This is a genomic window from Actinoplanes auranticolor (genome assembly GCF_018332655.1).
GTDB lineage: Bacteria > Actinomycetota > Actinomycetes > Mycobacteriales > Micromonosporaceae > Actinoplanes > Actinoplanes auranticolor.
The window spans coordinates 16,810-29,593 of the sequence record NZ_BOQL01000004.1; the positions used below are offsets into that span (position 1 = coordinate 16,810).

The 12,784-nt window shown below is 71.5% G+C and carries 16 protein-coding genes and 1 riboswitch; of the genes, 10 read left to right on the forward strand and 6 right to left on the reverse strand.

The window, feature by feature from the left end:
• Position 1: 1 nt before the first annotated feature.
• Positions 2–460 (forward strand): NUDIX hydrolase, encoded by a 459-nt coding sequence (locus Aau02nite_RS01840; RefSeq protein ID WP_212986524.1) that lies wholly within the window; start codon positions 2–4, stop codon positions 458–460.
• Here the strand turns inward: Aau02nite_RS01840 and Aau02nite_RS01845 are convergent.
• Genes Aau02nite_RS01845 through Aau02nite_RS01855 form a run of 3 tightly spaced genes read right to left on the reverse strand, consistent with a single transcriptional unit; the run spans position 423 to position 2,870 of the window.
• Positions 423–1,088 carry a class I SAM-dependent methyltransferase gene (locus Aau02nite_RS01845; protein ID WP_212986525.1) on the reverse strand — a complete coding sequence of 222 codons (666 nt, stop codon included), beginning with the start codon at positions 1,086–1,088 and terminating at the stop codon, positions 423–425. The two genes, Aau02nite_RS01840 and Aau02nite_RS01845, sit on opposite strands and share 38 nt — an antisense overlap.
• Positions 1,085–1,582 carry a peptide deformylase gene (locus Aau02nite_RS01850; protein ID WP_212986526.1) on the reverse strand — a complete coding sequence of 166 codons (498 nt, stop codon included), beginning with the start codon at positions 1,580–1,582 and terminating at the stop codon, positions 1,085–1,087. Before Aau02nite_RS01850 ends, Aau02nite_RS01845 begins: the two co-directional genes overlap by 4 nt.
• Positions 1,583–1,613: 31 nt before the next feature.
• Positions 1,614–2,870 (reverse strand): chorismate-binding protein, encoded by a 1,257-nt coding sequence (locus Aau02nite_RS01855; protein ID WP_212986527.1) that lies wholly within the window; start codon positions 2,868–2,870, stop codon positions 1,614–1,616.
• A 121-nt stretch (positions 2,871–2,991) separates the two neighbouring features.
• Between Aau02nite_RS01855 and Aau02nite_RS01860 the strand changes: the two genes are divergently transcribed.
• On the forward strand, positions 2,992–3,192 hold the full coding sequence (locus tag Aau02nite_RS01860; protein ID WP_212986528.1) for a DUF5999 family protein: 201 nt from the start codon (positions 2,992–2,994) through the stop codon (positions 3,190–3,192).
• A gap of 65 nt (positions 3,193–3,257) precedes the next feature.
• Here the strand turns inward: Aau02nite_RS01860 and gcvP are convergent, their stop codons facing one another.
• Positions 3,258–6,065, reverse strand: coding sequence for an aminomethyl-transferring glycine dehydrogenase (gene gcvP, locus Aau02nite_RS01865; protein ID WP_212986529.1), 2,808 nt, complete (start codon positions 6,063–6,065; stop codon positions 3,258–3,260).
• Positions 6,066–6,158: 93 nt separating this feature from the next.
• Positions 6,159–6,246, reverse strand: a riboswitch (glycine riboswitch).
• Positions 6,247–6,304: 58 nt separating this feature from the next.
• On the opposite strand from gcvP, the gene mgrA reads away from it, so the two are divergent.
• The 7 genes from mgrA (at position 6,305) to Aau02nite_RS01900 (ending at position 10,806) form a co-directional block, all read left to right on the forward strand.
• Positions 6,305–7,300 carry an L-glyceraldehyde 3-phosphate reductase gene (gene mgrA, locus Aau02nite_RS01870; RefSeq protein WP_212986530.1) on the forward strand — a complete coding sequence of 332 codons (996 nt, stop codon included), beginning with the start codon at positions 6,305–6,307 and terminating at the stop codon, positions 7,298–7,300.
• Positions 7,297–7,971: a nucleotidyltransferase domain-containing protein gene (locus Aau02nite_RS01875; RefSeq protein WP_212986531.1), complete on the forward strand. Its 675-nt coding sequence runs from the start codon at positions 7,297–7,299 to the stop codon at positions 7,969–7,971. The genes mgrA and Aau02nite_RS01875 overlap by 4 nt, the downstream gene beginning before the upstream one ends.
• A complete protein-coding gene (locus Aau02nite_RS01880) occupies positions 7,968–8,714 on the forward strand; it encodes a nucleotidyltransferase domain-containing protein (protein ID WP_212986532.1) in 747 nt (248 codons plus the stop codon). Before Aau02nite_RS01875 ends, Aau02nite_RS01880 begins: the two co-directional genes overlap by 4 nt.
• A 120-nt stretch (positions 8,715–8,834) precedes the next feature.
• Entirely contained in the window at positions 8,835–9,182 is a 348-nt protein-coding gene (locus Aau02nite_RS01885) for a hypothetical protein (protein WP_212986533.1), read from the forward strand.
• A gap of 320 nt (positions 9,183–9,502) precedes the next feature.
• Complete coding sequence (locus tag Aau02nite_RS01890) at positions 9,503–9,895, forward strand: hypothetical protein (protein ID WP_212986534.1); 393 nt, start codon at positions 9,503–9,505, stop codon at positions 9,893–9,895.
• Between the two features lie 47 nt (positions 9,896–9,942).
• Positions 9,943–10,281 (forward strand): hypothetical protein, encoded by a 339-nt coding sequence (locus tag Aau02nite_RS01895; RefSeq protein WP_212986535.1) that lies wholly within the window; start codon positions 9,943–9,945, stop codon positions 10,279–10,281.
• Between the two features lie 48 nt (positions 10,282–10,329).
• Positions 10,330–10,806 carry a hypothetical protein gene (locus tag Aau02nite_RS01900; protein WP_212986536.1) on the forward strand — a complete coding sequence of 159 codons (477 nt, stop codon included), beginning with the start codon at positions 10,330–10,332 and terminating at the stop codon, positions 10,804–10,806.
• A 231-nt stretch (positions 10,807–11,037) separates the two neighbouring features.
• Here the strand turns inward: Aau02nite_RS01900 and Aau02nite_RS01905 are convergent, their stop codons facing one another.
• The gene (locus tag Aau02nite_RS01905; RefSeq protein WP_212986537.1) at positions 11,038–11,484 is read right to left on the reverse strand and encodes a hypothetical protein; all 447 of its coding nucleotides are present in this window, start codon (positions 11,482–11,484) and stop codon (positions 11,038–11,040) included.
• Between the two features lie 83 nt (positions 11,485–11,567).
• Between Aau02nite_RS01905 and Aau02nite_RS01910 the strand changes: the two genes are divergently transcribed.
• Positions 11,568–12,212 (forward strand): nucleotidyl transferase AbiEii/AbiGii toxin family protein, encoded by a 645-nt coding sequence (locus Aau02nite_RS01910; RefSeq protein WP_246594824.1) that lies wholly within the window; start codon positions 11,568–11,570, stop codon positions 12,210–12,212.
• A 6-nt stretch (positions 12,213–12,218) separates the two neighbouring features.
• Here the strand turns inward: Aau02nite_RS01910 and Aau02nite_RS01915 are convergent, their stop codons facing one another.
• On the reverse strand, positions 12,219–12,755 hold the full coding sequence (locus Aau02nite_RS01915; RefSeq protein WP_212986538.1) for a GNAT family N-acetyltransferase: 537 nt from the start codon (positions 12,753–12,755) through the stop codon (positions 12,219–12,221).
• Positions 12,756–12,784: the final 29 nt, after the last annotated feature.

Consider the following 12,784-nt stretch of genomic DNA (forward strand, 5'->3'; position numbering starts at 1 on the left):
CATGGATGCCGTCCACCGCCGCGCCGCCCGGGTCGTCTGCGTCGACGCGGACGGCCGCATCCTGCTGCTGCGCTGGCTGGACCCGGTGGACGGGCACGTGGTGTGGGAGCCGCCCGGCGGCGGGGTCGAGCCCGGCGAGAGCGTGCTGGCCGCGGCCCGCCGGGAACTGGCCGAGGAGACCGGGCTCGACCCGGGCGCCGTGGCCGGGCCGCCGGTGACCGTCGAGCGGGACTTCCGGTGGAAGGGGCAGCGCTTCGCCGGGCCCGAGGAGTTCTTCCTGGCCCGCTACGCCGGCTCCCGGCCGCCGCTGGGCCGCGAGGGGCTCATGCCCGACGAGCAGGAGATCCTGGCCGGCCACGCCTGGCTCAGCCCGGCCGAGCTGGGCGGGCTGGACGGGCTGGAACCGCCGGAGCTGCCCGAGATCATCCGGCGGCTCGGAATTCCGCCCGCCACCGCCTGATCAGCGGGTCGTCGGCGTCGACGAGCTCGTCCACCCGCACCGGCGTCAGGCCCGGGACGGCGAACGCGTCGATCTCGGCCCGGGTCAGCGGCCACGGCGGGCCTGCGGTGCCCGTACCGGTCGCGGCGGCCGCGAGGACCAGCAGGGTGCCGCCGGGGGCGACCAGCGGGCCCACGTGGGCGATCGCCCGGTCGCGGACCGGCTGGGGCAGCGCCTGCACGTTGTTGCTCTCACACACCAGGTCGAAGCCGCCGCGCCACTGCGGCGGCGGGTCCAGCAGGTCCGCCACGGCGTACTCGACCGGCGAGTCCGGGTGCCGCTCGCGCGCCGTGCGCACGGCGGTGGCGGAGATGTCGAACGCGGTGGTGGTGAAGCCCAGCCCGGCCAGGAACTCGGCGTCGCGGCCCAGTCCGCAGCCCACGACCAGGGCGCGGCGCCCGGCCCCGGTGACTGCCGCGTCCCGGGCCCACTCGGCCAGCAGCTTGCTGGGGCGCGGCACGTCCCAGGGCACGTGCGCGGTGCCGGCGCCGGCTTCGGCGTACAGCTGCTCGAACCAGCCGGTGGGATCGCCGGCCGCCAGCGAAGCCGCGGCCAGGCGGGTCGTGTCGGGGACTGCCGGCTCGGTCATCGGCGGGCCGCCCGCGGTCCGCGGCGCAGCTCACGCAGGGCCTGGCGGCGGATGTCACCGGTGAGGGTGTCGAGGTAGAGCCGGCCGTCGAGGTGGTCGGTCTCGTGCTGCAACGCCCGGGCCAGCAGCCCGGTGCCCTTGATGGTCAGCGGCTCACCGAACTGGTCGACGCCGGTGGCGGTCGCCGCCCAGGCGCGCCGGGTCGGATACTCCATGCCGGGCAGCGACAGGCAGCCCTCGTCGTCGTCCTGCTCACCGTCGAGGTCCGACAGCACCGGGTTGATCAGGTGCCCGACCACGCCGCCGACGTTGTACGAGAACGCCCGCAGGCCGATCCCGATCTGCGGGGCGGCCACCCCGGCGCGGCCCGGCTCCCGCACGGTGTCCTCCAGGTCGGTGATCAGCGCGCGCAGGTCGTCGTCGAAGGCCACGACCTCGGCCGCGGGGGTACGCAGCACCGGGTCGCCGTAGAAGCGGATGGGTCGCACAGTCATGGCCCCAACCTAGGCGAAGCGGGCGTGCGGCTCAGGGACCGGCCAGGGCGGCCCGCATCGGGGCCGCCTTGGCCGCCGCCTCGTCGACCTCCGCCCACGGGTCGCTGTCGATGGTGATGCCGCCGCCGGCCCACAGATGCACCCGCTCACCGTCGACCGCCGCCGTGCGGATGCTCAGGCCCAGGTCGAGGTGGTCGGTGCCGACCCAGCCCAGGGCGCCCATGCTGACCCCGCGGCCGACCGGCTCCAGCCGGGCGATCTCGGCCAGCGCCGCGTGCTTGGGCGCACCGGTCACCGAGCCGCCCGGGCACAGCGCCCGCAACAGCTCGGGCAGACCCACCGGCTGCTCGATCGGGGCCGACACCACCGACTCGGCCTGCCACAGCTCGCACCAGCGGCGCACCGCGAACAGTTCGTCCACCCGGACCGCGCCCACGCCCAGGCGGGCCAGGTCGTTGCGTTCCAGGTCGACGATCATCACGTGCTCGGCGCGTTCCTTGGCCGAGGCGAGCAGCTCCCGGCGGCCCTGCTCGGTGGCCGGCCGGGTGCCCTTGATCGGCCGGGTGATCACCCGGCCGCCGCGGACCTCGACCAGCGTCTCCGGCGAGGCCGTCGCCACGGCCCAGCCGTCACCGCTCAGCACGCCGCCGTAGCGCGCGCCGGGCAGGGCGGCCACCCGGGCCAGGGCCGGCCCCGGATCGCCCGTGTACGGCGCTGAGGCATGCCCCACGACGTTGACCTGATAGACGTCGCCACGCCCGATGGCACTCCGGACGGCGCTGACCGCGGCGGCGTGCTCGTCACGGCTCCAACTGTCGCGCCACGGACCCAGCTGCCACTCGTCCGGGCTTGCACCCCCTGCGGAACCTCCCGAATTGCCGGAGCCGATCGCACACGCTCCCATCACTGACGGTGACGACTCGATCGGGTCGCGGTGGGTGTGGACCACGGCCACCACGTCGGGGATGCCGGGGACCGGAGAGGGCGTTCCCGGGGGCCCGCCGATGATCACCGAACCGGCCGAGGCGGACACGTACAGTGTTGCGCCGCAAGGGGTTCCGCCGCCGGTCGGGTGGAATTGGGTAGCCGTTCGGCCGATGTCTCGCACCGGCAGTCCGTTGCCTTCGAGGAACGCCGAGACAAGCTCTGCGGGGTCACCACCGTCACCCACCGACCACTCGAAACGGCATGACTCACCGTGACGGCCCTGGCAGGACGCCGGAGAACCCGGTTGAGGACCCCGCCCGGGTGTCGGAAAGTGGTCGGCGGCGGCTCTGCCGTGGAACATCAGAACAGTGGATTCTCTCAATGGGGCGCCGTCACTCACGAGATCCGGATTCGTTCGGATGGGAGTAGTGTTCCGCCCCGTTGATGTGAAGCACGACACAACCCCCTACCGGAGACACCCGATGTGCCAGCACCAGAAGTCCTGCCCCTCTGCCGAAGCCGTCGACCGCGAAGCGGCCCGGATCGTGGCGACCTTCCCCGAGCAGGGATGGAGCCTGCTCTGCAACGGTGTCATCGTTTTCGAGGACACCGGTGAGCTGCTGCCCGACGGCAGGACGATCGCACCACACCGCGGACCGGCCGTGCACGCCCTGGCGGCCTGAGAGACCTGCCACACGCCCGCGGGCCGACCGGAAGCGCCACCCCGGCCGACCCGCGACGGACCCGCCTACTCCTCGAACGCCTCGGGCGACGGGCAGGAACAGACCAGGTTCCGGTCCCCGTACGCCCCGTCGATGCGCCGCACCGGCGGCCAGTACTTCGAGGTCCGGTCCACCCCGGCCGGGAACCCGGCCAGCGACCTCGGGTACGCGTGCTGCCACTCGTCCGCCGTGACCGCCGCGGCCGTGTGCGGGGCATTGTGCAGCGGATTGTCGTCCCGCGGCCACTCCCCCGCGGCCACCCGGGCGATCTCGCCCCGGATCGCGATCATCGCGTCGCAGAACCGGTCCAGCTCGGCCAGGTCCTCGCTCTCGGTCGGCTCCACCATCAGCGTCCCGGCCACCGGGAACGACATCGTCGGCGCGTGGAAGCCGTAGTCGATCAGCCGCTTGGCCACGTCGTCGACCGACACCCCGGTCGCCTTGGTCAGCGGCCGCAGGTCCAGGATGCACTCGTGCGCCACCAGGCCCTCGTTGCCGGCGTACAGCACCGGATAGTGCTCCCGCAGCCGCGCCGCCACGTAGTTCGCCGCCAGCACCGCCACCCCGGTCGCCGCGGCCAGCCCTTCCGGGCCCATCATCCGCAGGTACGCCCACGAGATCGGCAGGATCCCGGCCGAGCCGTGCGCCGCCGCCGACACCGCGTGGTGCTCACCCGGCTCCAGCGGGTCACCCGGCAGGAACTCCGCCAGATGCGCCCGCACCGCCACCGGACCCACACCGGGGCCACCGCCGCCGTGCGGGATGCAGAACGTCTTGTGCAGGTTCAGGTGCGACACGTCCGCGCCGAACTTGCCCGGCTTGGCGAACCCGACCAGCGCGTTGAGATTCGCCCCGTCGACGTACACCTGGCCGCCCGCGTCGTGCACCGCGCCGCACAGGTCCGCGATGCCCTTCTCGTAGACACCGTGGGTCGACGGATACGTCACCATGATCGCCGCGAGCGCGTCCGCGTGCTTGGAGATCTTGGCCGCCAGGTCACCCAGGTCCACGTTGCCGTTCTCGTCGCAGGCCACCACGACCACCCGCATGCCGGCCATCACCGCGCTGGCCGCGTTCGTCCCGTGCGCACTCGACGGGATCAGGCACACGTCCCGGTGCGTCTCGCCCCGCGACCGGTGATAACCCCGGATCGCCAGCAGACCCGCCAGCTCACCCTGCGAACCCGCGTTCGGCTGCACACTCACCGCGTCGTAGCCGGTGACCTCGGTCAGCCAGCCCTCCAGCTGCGCCACCAGCGCCTCGTAACCCGCCGTCTGCGACGCCGGCGCGTACGGGTGGATGTTGGCGAACTCCGCCCAGCTCACCGGCTCCATCTCGGTGGTCGCGTTCAGCTTCATCGTGCACGACCCCAGCGGGATCATGCCCCGGTCCAGCGCGTAGTCGCGGTCCGACAGCTTGCGCAGGTACCGCAGCATCGCCGTCTCCGAGTGGTGCGCCGAGAACACCGGGTGGGTCAGATAGTCGGTGGCCCGCTCCAGACCGGCCGGCAACGCCGCACCGGCAGCCGGAGCCGGAGCCGCACCGAACGCCGCCAGCACCGCCTCCACGTGCGCCGGCGTCGTCGTCTCGTCACACGCGACCGACACCCGGTCGGCATCCACCAGCCGCAGGTTGATCCCCGACCGCTCGGCCGCCGCGACCACCTCGGCGGCCCGGCCCGGCACCACCGCGGTCACGGTGTCGAAGAACGCGGCGTGCGCGACCTCCACCCCCGCCGCGGCCAGCCCGGCCGCGACCGCACCGGCCCGCGCATGGGTACGCCGGGCGATCTCCCGCAGCCCCGCCGGACCGTGGTACACCGCGTACATGCTCGCCATCACCGCCAGCAGGACCTGGGCGGTGCAGATGTTGCTCGTCGCCCGCTCCCGGCGGATGTGCTGCTCACGGGTCTGCAACGCCAGCCTGTACGCCGGCGCGCCGTCCGCGTCCCGCGACACCCCGACCAGCCGGCCCGGCAACGAACGCTCCAGCCCGGCGCGCACGGCCAGGTAACCGGCGTGCGGGCCACCGAAACCCAGCGGTACGCCGAACCGCTGCGTCGTACCCGCCGCGATGTCCGCCCCGATCTCGCCCGGCGCCCGCAGCAGCGTCAGCGCCAGCAGATCCGCCGCCACCGTCACCAGCGCACCCACCGCGTGCGCGGCCCCCACCAGCGCCGCGTGGTCACGGACCGCGCCCGAGGCCCCCGGATACTGCAGGTGCAGCCCGAAGAACTCCTCCGGCAGCTCCGCACCGGCGTCCAGGTCGACCGGGACGATCTCGATACCCAGCGGCTCGGCCCGGGTCCGCAGGATCGCCAGCGTCTGCGGCAGCGTGTCCGCATCCACCACGTACACCGGGCTCTTGATCTTGCTCGACCGGCGGGCCAGCGTCATCGCCTCGGCCACCGCCGTGCCCTCGTCCAGCATCGACGCGTTCGCCGTGGTCAGCCCGGTCAGATCGGTGACCATCGTCTGGAAGTTCAGCAGCGCCTCCAACCGGCCCTGGCTGATCTCCGGCTGGTACGGCGTGTACGCCGTGTACCAGGCCGGATTCTCCAGCACGTTGCGCCGGATCACCGCCGGCGTGAACGTGCCGTAGTAACCGAGGCCGATCATCGAGGTCGCCACCGTGTTCCGGCCCGCGATCTCCCGCAGCTCCGCGATCGCCTCCTCCTCGGAGGCGGCGGCCGGCAGCTCCAGCGACCCGTGCCAGCGGATCACCTCGGGAATGGCGGCATCCATCAGCGCTTCGAGCGAGGCGTACCCGATCGCCTTGAGCATCTGGGCCTGCGCATCGGCATCCGGACCGATGTGGCGTGCGGCGAACGTCATGGCGGCTCCTGCGGGAGAGAGAGGTCGGCGGACGCAACCTCCCCCTCTGTCATACCCACCCGATCCACGGATCAGCCGAGCACTTCAGAGTCGCCTACCTACGCGGTCCTTTTGCCTGAGAGGTTCCGGGGAGGATTTGCCCCTTCGGCGCCACCGAGGTGGTCTCTCCCGCGCGGTGTACGGCTGCTACGAACCTACCAGCGCGCACGTTTCGATCATGTGTCCCTAGGGTGTGGTGTGTGACCTACTCCGCCGCGCCAGAGCGCTACGACACCATGACCTACCGCCGCGCCGGGCGCAGCGGGCTCAAGCTGCCCGCCATCAGCCTCGGCCTGTGGCACAACTTCGGCGACGCCCGCCCGATCGAACGCCAGCGCGACATCACCCGCCGCGCCTTCGACCTCGGCGTCACCCACTTCGACCTGGCCAACAACTACGGCCCGCCGCCCGGCAGCGCCGAGGAGAACTTCGGCCGCATCCTGGCCACCGACTTCCGGCACCACCGCGACGAGCTCGTCGTCTCCACCAAGGCCGGCTACCACATGTGGAACGGCCCCTACGGCGAGTGGGGCTCCCGCAAGTACCTGGTCTCGTCGCTGGACCAGTCCCTGCGCCGGCTCGGCCTCGACTACGTCGACGTCTTCTACCACCACCGCCCCGACCCGGACACCCCGCTGGAAGAGACCATGGGCGCCCTCGACGCCGTCGTCCGTTCCGGCAAGGCCCTCTACGTCGGCATCAGCAACTACAACGCCGAACAGACCGCCCGCGCCGCCGCCATCCTGCAGGAACTCGGCACCCCGCTGCTGATCCACCAGCCCTCCTACTCCATCCTCAACCGCTGGATCGAGAAGGACCACCTGCTCGACACGCTCGAGGCCGTCGGCGCCGGCTGCATCGCCTTCAGCCCCCTGCAGCAGGGCCTGCTCACCGACCGCTACCTCGGCGGCATCCCCGACGACTCCCGGGTACGCACCAGCGTCTTCCTCAACGAGAGCGACCTGGACAAGCCCACCATGGGCCGCATCCACAACCTCAACGACATCGCCGGCCGCCGCGGGCAGTCCCTGGCCCAGATGGCCCTCGCCTGGGCCCTGCGCGACCAGCGGATGACCAGCCTGATCATCGGGGCCAGCAGCGTCGAACAGCTGGAGACCAACGTCGCGGCCCTGGACAAGCTCGACCTCAGCGACGACGAGCTGCAGGCGATCGACGGCACCAGCCTGGACCTGTGACCACCCTCGTCACCGAACACACGATCCTCGCGGTCGTGGTCGGCTCCCGCGCGTACGGCCTCGCCGGACCGGGCTCCGACCACGACCGCCGAGGCGTGTACGCGGCCCCCACCGCACTGTTCTGGCACCTCGACAAGCCACCGACCCACCTCGACGGCCCGGCCGAGGAACAGTTCAGCTGGGAGCTCGAACGCTTCTGCACCCTCGCCCTGCAGGGCAACCCGACCGTGCTCGAAGTGCTCTGGTCACCCCTGATCACCACGGTCACCGCCGACGGTGAGCAGCTGCTGGCCGCCCGGTCGGCGTTCCTGTCCCGGCGCGTCGCCGACACCTACGGCGCGTACGCCCGCGACCAGCTCAAACGCGTCGACGCCCGGCGCCGGCGCACCGGCGAGACCAACCACAAACAGGCCATGCACATGATCCGGCTGCTGCTGGCCGGCGCCCACGTGCTGCGCACCGGCGAGGTGCTCGTCGACGTCTCACCGCTGCGGGAACGTCTGCTCGCGGTCAGACACGGCGACGTGCCGTGGGAATCGGTGACCGCGTGGGCCGGCGAACTGCTGGCCGACCTGGACGAGGCGGCCGCGAGCACCACGCTGCCCGCGACGCCGGACCGGGCCGCCGTCGACGCGCTGCTCCACGCCGTACGGGAAAGGGGTCTGCCATGACCATCGACGTGCCGAACTGGGCCGGACAGGTCGCCGCCGACCTGCCGTACCCCCTGATCTTCGCCACCGTGAGCGGCGCCCACCTGTACGGCTTCGCCTCGGCCGACTCGGATCTCGATCTGCGCGCCGCCCACCTGCTGCCGGCGGCCGAGGTCGTCGGCCTGCGCACCGGCCCGGAGACCCTGCAGTCCGACGGCTGGCGCGACGGCGTCGAACTCGACGTGGTCAGCCACGACCTGCTCAAGTTCGCGCGCCTGCTCACCGGCCGCAACGGCTACGTGCTCGAACAGCTGCTGTCCCCGCTGGTGGTCGCCACCTCGGCCGTGCACACCGAGCTGAAAGCACTGGCCCCGGCGCTGATCACCCGGCACCACGCCCACCACTACCTGGGCTTCGCGGCGACCCAGGAACGGCTCTTCGACCGCACCGGCGAACTCAAGCCGGCGCTGTACACGCTGCGGGTGCTGCTCACCGGCCTGCACCTCATGCGCACCGGCGAACTCGAGACCGACCTCGGCCTGCTGGGCACCGGCCTGGCGTACGTGCCCGAGCTGATCGGCCGCAAGCGCGAGGCGGAGCACGGCCCGTTCCCGTCGGCCGTCCGCGCCGATCTGGCCCGGGACATCCCCCGGCTGCGGGCCGAGCTGGAGGCGGCGCGGGACGCTTCGGCGCTGCCCGAGCAGGCCGACCGCGACGCCGTCGAGGCGTTGCACCAGCTGGTCGTCCGTACCCGCCTGTCCTAGTTTCGTCGTCCGCCGCAGGCGGTCGTTTCTGTCTTTGGTGCGGCGTGCCGCACTGCGCCTAAGGCATCCTAGGATTCTAGGAGTTATCCCTCGACGGGCTCGGCGGTCTACCCTGGTCCCATGCCCACCACCGCGCCCGACGCCCCGGCGGTCCACCTCGCCCGGCCGCACCGGCCGGTGCTCGTGGCGGGCACCCTCGGCGAGCTGACCGGCCCGGCCCACGGCCCGGTCGAGCTGCCGCTGCGCCTGTGGTGGAATCCGGTCCGCACGTTCGACCTCGACCAGCCCACGATGCTGCTTTGGATGTACGAGAACGTGCTACGCGAGGCGGTCCGGGTGGACGAGTTGCGCAGCTACTTGCACGGGCCGACGCTGGTGCGGATCTGGCCTGAGCTGAATCTGCCCCGGGGGGTGCGCGCGGCCTGGGAGGCCCGCCACCCGATGCTGCGCCGGGTCGCCGCGGCCTGAGTCCTGGTCGGTCGGTCCGTCCGTCAACGGCTGGCTTCCGCTCCTCGGCGAACGTGCACTCCTTCGTAACGTCGGCTCCGACCGGCCTCAGCTGCGGGCTGCGATCGAAGTCCGGACTCCGCATTTCCTCTCCGGGAGCAGCGTCCTGCCGATGATGGCCGGCGAGTTCTGACCGACGAGAGGCCGACCGTTTCGTGAAGCGCAACCGTGTTGTCATCGCCGCAGCTATCAGTCTGGCTCTAGGTCTCACCGGGTGCGCATCCCAGGACGTCCAGGCTCCGCCTTCCGCGCTTACCGCTCCGGCCTTAGCTGAGCCCGCCATGACGATCAAAAAGGCCGGCGAGACGTACGCGAAGCTCAGCGCTGCTTCGAACGCCGCCCGGGACAAATGGATGGGCGCCCCTCAACCGACAAAGGCAAATTTGAACCGGCACAAGAAGCTCGCGGCTGGTGCGGCCGATGCCACCGCCGCCTTTTCCAAGGGGCTCCGAAAGCATCGCTGGCCCGCCGAGGCGCAGCCCATCATCGGCGCCCTGGACGAGCACCTGCAGGAGCGCGCGGCCGCGTACAAGCGCGTCGCCGCCGCCAGCACCGTTGCCGAATACCTCGAAGCCGCCCGCGAGGTGGCGGTGACCAGTTCTCTGACCGGTCAGGTGCGTCAGGCGCTCGGCCTGCCGGAAGCTGCGGTGGTCCCGGGCGTCAGCCCGCGATAACTGGGCGCCGCCCATCCCCATCAATCGAGTCGGTTACCTTGAGCCTCGTGTCGGACCCGCCGCATTCCTGGAGCGTGCGCCCTCGGCGCTGGTGGCTCGCCACCCTCCTGGCCGTTGCGCCCTATCTCGTGGTGCTGGCGCACTTCAGATGGTTCCCGCAGGACGATTGGGCCTGGATTGTCGGCGTCGACGCGACCGGAGTGCCGTACGCCCCGTACGGCACTCCCGCGCTGTACCTCGTTACTGCCCAGATTCTGATAACGGCAGGGCTGGCGGTGGCTCGACGCCCTCGACCCTGGGCTCTGTGGTTTCTGCTGGGCGCTCTGGCGGGGGCGACCGCCGTCCTCGTGACCATGATCGTTGATGCCCAGGGCTGGCGGCCTTGATACGGCTGCCCGGGTGCCTCGTCGATCGGCCGTGGGTAGCCTGCCGAGATGGTGAACGGAAAGATGGACAAGCTCCACCTCGAGTGGCTTGCCACGCGGATAAGAGGAGATCTGGCCGCCGCCGGTCTGCCCATCGTTGATGAGCTGGACGTCACCGGGACCATGGCCGGCGTCGAGGTGCAGACCGACGTGGACGAAGGCATCCATGTGTCCTGGCGTTCCCATTTCGTGGTGACCACCGTCGCCCGGCATGAGTACGCCCGGCTGCAGAAGGACGGCCCGGGTGCTCGGTTCGACGAGCAGGTCTGTATCGCCATGCGTGCCGCCATGGCAACCATCCTCCGGGCCTCGGGCTACGTGTTCGACGAGAACTACTACGGCGACTACACGGGCTACGCCTTGTGGATCTCCGGCCATGAGGAAGTGCCGTCCTGGCGCGACTGGCACGACAAGCAACGCAGCCGTCTCAGCCAGATCCAGTACCGGCTGGTGACCACCCTTCAATCTCAGAAACGCGAGGATTGAGTCCGGATGTGGCCACCGAGCGGGGCGACGACCATCGTCCTGCGCCGGGGATCGGGCGACAGCCAGCCCGTCAATCGGGCGCCGGGCAGCAGCACAGACCAGTCGATGTGCTACGCGTCGGCCACCAGCCCGTCGCACCAGTTTCTCCGTAGTTCCGGGTCGTCGAATCCCTGGAACTCGGCACCGATGCGATACGCCAGCCGGACCTAGTAGTCCTCTTCGTCCATGTGTTCACTCCCCGGCCGGGAGGACAGCAGCGTCACCGACCGCGGCGAGCAGCATGATGGGGAACTCGCGGTCCGCCTGGCCCACCGCAAGTCCCGTCCAGCGTCCCGGCGCCGGCCGCCAGATGAGCAACGTGTCGCTCAATGAGGCGAGCTGGGCCAGCGGCTCCGGGACCGGTTCCCCGCTCCACAGACAGGGCTCGAGGTCCACCGGCTCAGGCTTGCCCCAGCGCGTGGTCAGGGCCGACGTCAGCGCCTGGAATGCGGCGTCGATCTCCTGCTCGGCCGCCTCCACGATCTCCGTACCGGGGTCGTCCCAGAAATCCCGGCTGGCTTGAAGGACGGACAGGTGGTGGCCCGGGCCGCTGGAGGAGAATCCATCCTGCGTCTCCTGTGCGGGGAACGGACGAGCGAGCAGCTCGTCGATCACCACGAGTTGATCGTCTGTCGCCATGGGCCTGAGGCTAGCCACCTCCAGCACCCCGGCCCCGGCCGGTCGCGGTGGCGCCGCCGGGCGGATCCGCTACCGTCGCCTGGGTGAGCGGGAACATCGACGACTTCTACCGTGACGTCGCCACCATCGCCCTGACCGTCGGGGAGAAGCACGGCTTCGTCCTGGGCGGCGGCGTCGCCTGGCTCGTCAACGGCCTGGTGCAGCGCCCGACCGAGGACATCGACCTGTTCACCGACACCGCCGGCGCCGTCGAGGCCGCCGCCGGGCAGGTCACCGCCGCCTTGACCGAGGCCGGCTACCAGGTGTTCCGCGAGGTCGCCGACGAGCTCTTCGAGGGCATGGACGACGACCTGCGCGAATACCACGTGGCCGACGGCAGCCGCGCGCTCCGGCTGACCCTGACCCGCCTGGACCGCAGCCGCGCGCCGGTGGTGATGGACGTGGGCCCGGTGATGCACCTGGACGACCTGGTCGCCTCCAAGGTCGCGGCGCTGGTCAACCGGCGCGAGGTCCGCGACTACATCGACGTGGCGGCGGCGCTGGAGCGGTATTCGCTGCAGCGGGTGCTGGAGCTGGCCCGGGCGCTGGACCCCGGTCTGGACGACGACGAGGTGGCCGATGCCGGACGATACCTGGACCGGCTGGATGACGCACGGTTCGCGGTGTACGGGCTCACCCCGGAGCAGGTCCAGGCGGTGCGGGAGCGACTGGCGGCCTGGCCCCGGTAGCGAAGCTCAGCGAGCGCGGCGGATGTAGTAGACGATGCCTTCCCAGTCCGGCTCCTCGCGGTCCGGGCGCATGCCCGCCGCCATCGCGCACCGCACACTGGCCACGTTGTCCGGCTCGACCCCGGCCGCGAACAGCACCACGTCGGCCACCTCCGGCGCGGTCATGACCGCCAGCAGCGCCGCCGTCCCGAAACCGCGCCCCCACCGCTGCGGATCGACCACGTACGCCAGGCCCATGCTCGGGCCCGGCTCCACCGCCTCGACCACCGCGCCGTCCGGGCCCTCGGAATACCGGCACCAGCGGTCGTAGACCTCGCCGCCGATGTTCGCGACGACCGCCCCGGACGCGTCGTACGCCACCCACGAGTGATCGCGCAGCACCCGGCGCCCGCGGAACGTCTCGCCCATTCCCGTGCCGGCCAGTTCCAGGTTCCGGACCGGCCACTGGGGACCGCCCAGCCGCCGGACCACCTCCGGGTGCTCGAACCAAGGCTGCACGGCGGGCAGCAACTCCCGGGTGAACGGCGCCAGCACAACGGCCATGCACCCAGTGTGCCCGCGAAGCCGTCGTC

What these genes read in the sequence shown, in the direction of transcription:
- Aau02nite_RS01880 (WP_212986532.1), top strand. Translation starts at nt 7,968, where the DNA reads ATGACCATCGACGTGCCGAACTGGGCCGGACAGGTCGCCGCCGACCTG.
- Aau02nite_RS01840 (WP_212986524.1), top strand. Translation starts at nt 2, where the DNA reads ATGGATGCCGTCCACCGCCGCGCCGCCCGGGTCGTCTGCGTCGACGCG.
- Aau02nite_RS01885 (WP_212986533.1), top strand. Translation starts at nt 8,835, where the DNA reads ATGCCCACCACCGCGCCCGACGCCCCGGCGGTCCACCTCGCCCGGCCG.
- Aau02nite_RS01900 (WP_212986536.1), top strand. Translation starts at nt 10,330, where the DNA reads ATGGTGAACGGAAAGATGGACAAGCTCCACCTCGAGTGGCTTGCCACG.
- Aau02nite_RS01845 (WP_212986525.1), bottom strand. Translation starts at nt 1,088, where the DNA reads ATGACCGAGCCGGCAGTCCCCGACACGACCCGCCTGGCCGCGGCTTCG.
- gcvP (WP_212986529.1), bottom strand. Translation starts at nt 6,065, where the DNA reads ATGACGTTCGCCGCACGCCACATCGGTCCGGATGCCGATGCGCAGGCC.
- Aau02nite_RS01905 (WP_212986537.1), bottom strand. Translation starts at nt 11,484, where the DNA reads ATGGCGACAGACGATCAACTCGTGGTGATCGACGAGCTGCTCGCTCGT.
- Aau02nite_RS01855 (WP_212986527.1), bottom strand. Translation starts at nt 2,870, where the DNA reads ATGTTCCACGGCAGAGCCGCCGCCGACCACTTTCCGACACCCGGGCGG.
- Aau02nite_RS01850 (WP_212986526.1), bottom strand. Translation starts at nt 1,582, where the DNA reads ATGACTGTGCGACCCATCCGCTTCTACGGCGACCCGGTGCTGCGTACC.
- Aau02nite_RS01860 (WP_212986528.1), top strand. Translation starts at nt 2,992, where the DNA reads ATGTGCCAGCACCAGAAGTCCTGCCCCTCTGCCGAAGCCGTCGACCGC.
- Aau02nite_RS01890 (WP_212986534.1), top strand. Translation starts at nt 9,503, where the DNA reads ATGACGATCAAAAAGGCCGGCGAGACGTACGCGAAGCTCAGCGCTGCT.
- Aau02nite_RS01915 (WP_212986538.1), bottom strand. Translation starts at nt 12,755, where the DNA reads ATGGCCGTTGTGCTGGCGCCGTTCACCCGGGAGTTGCTGCCCGCCGTG.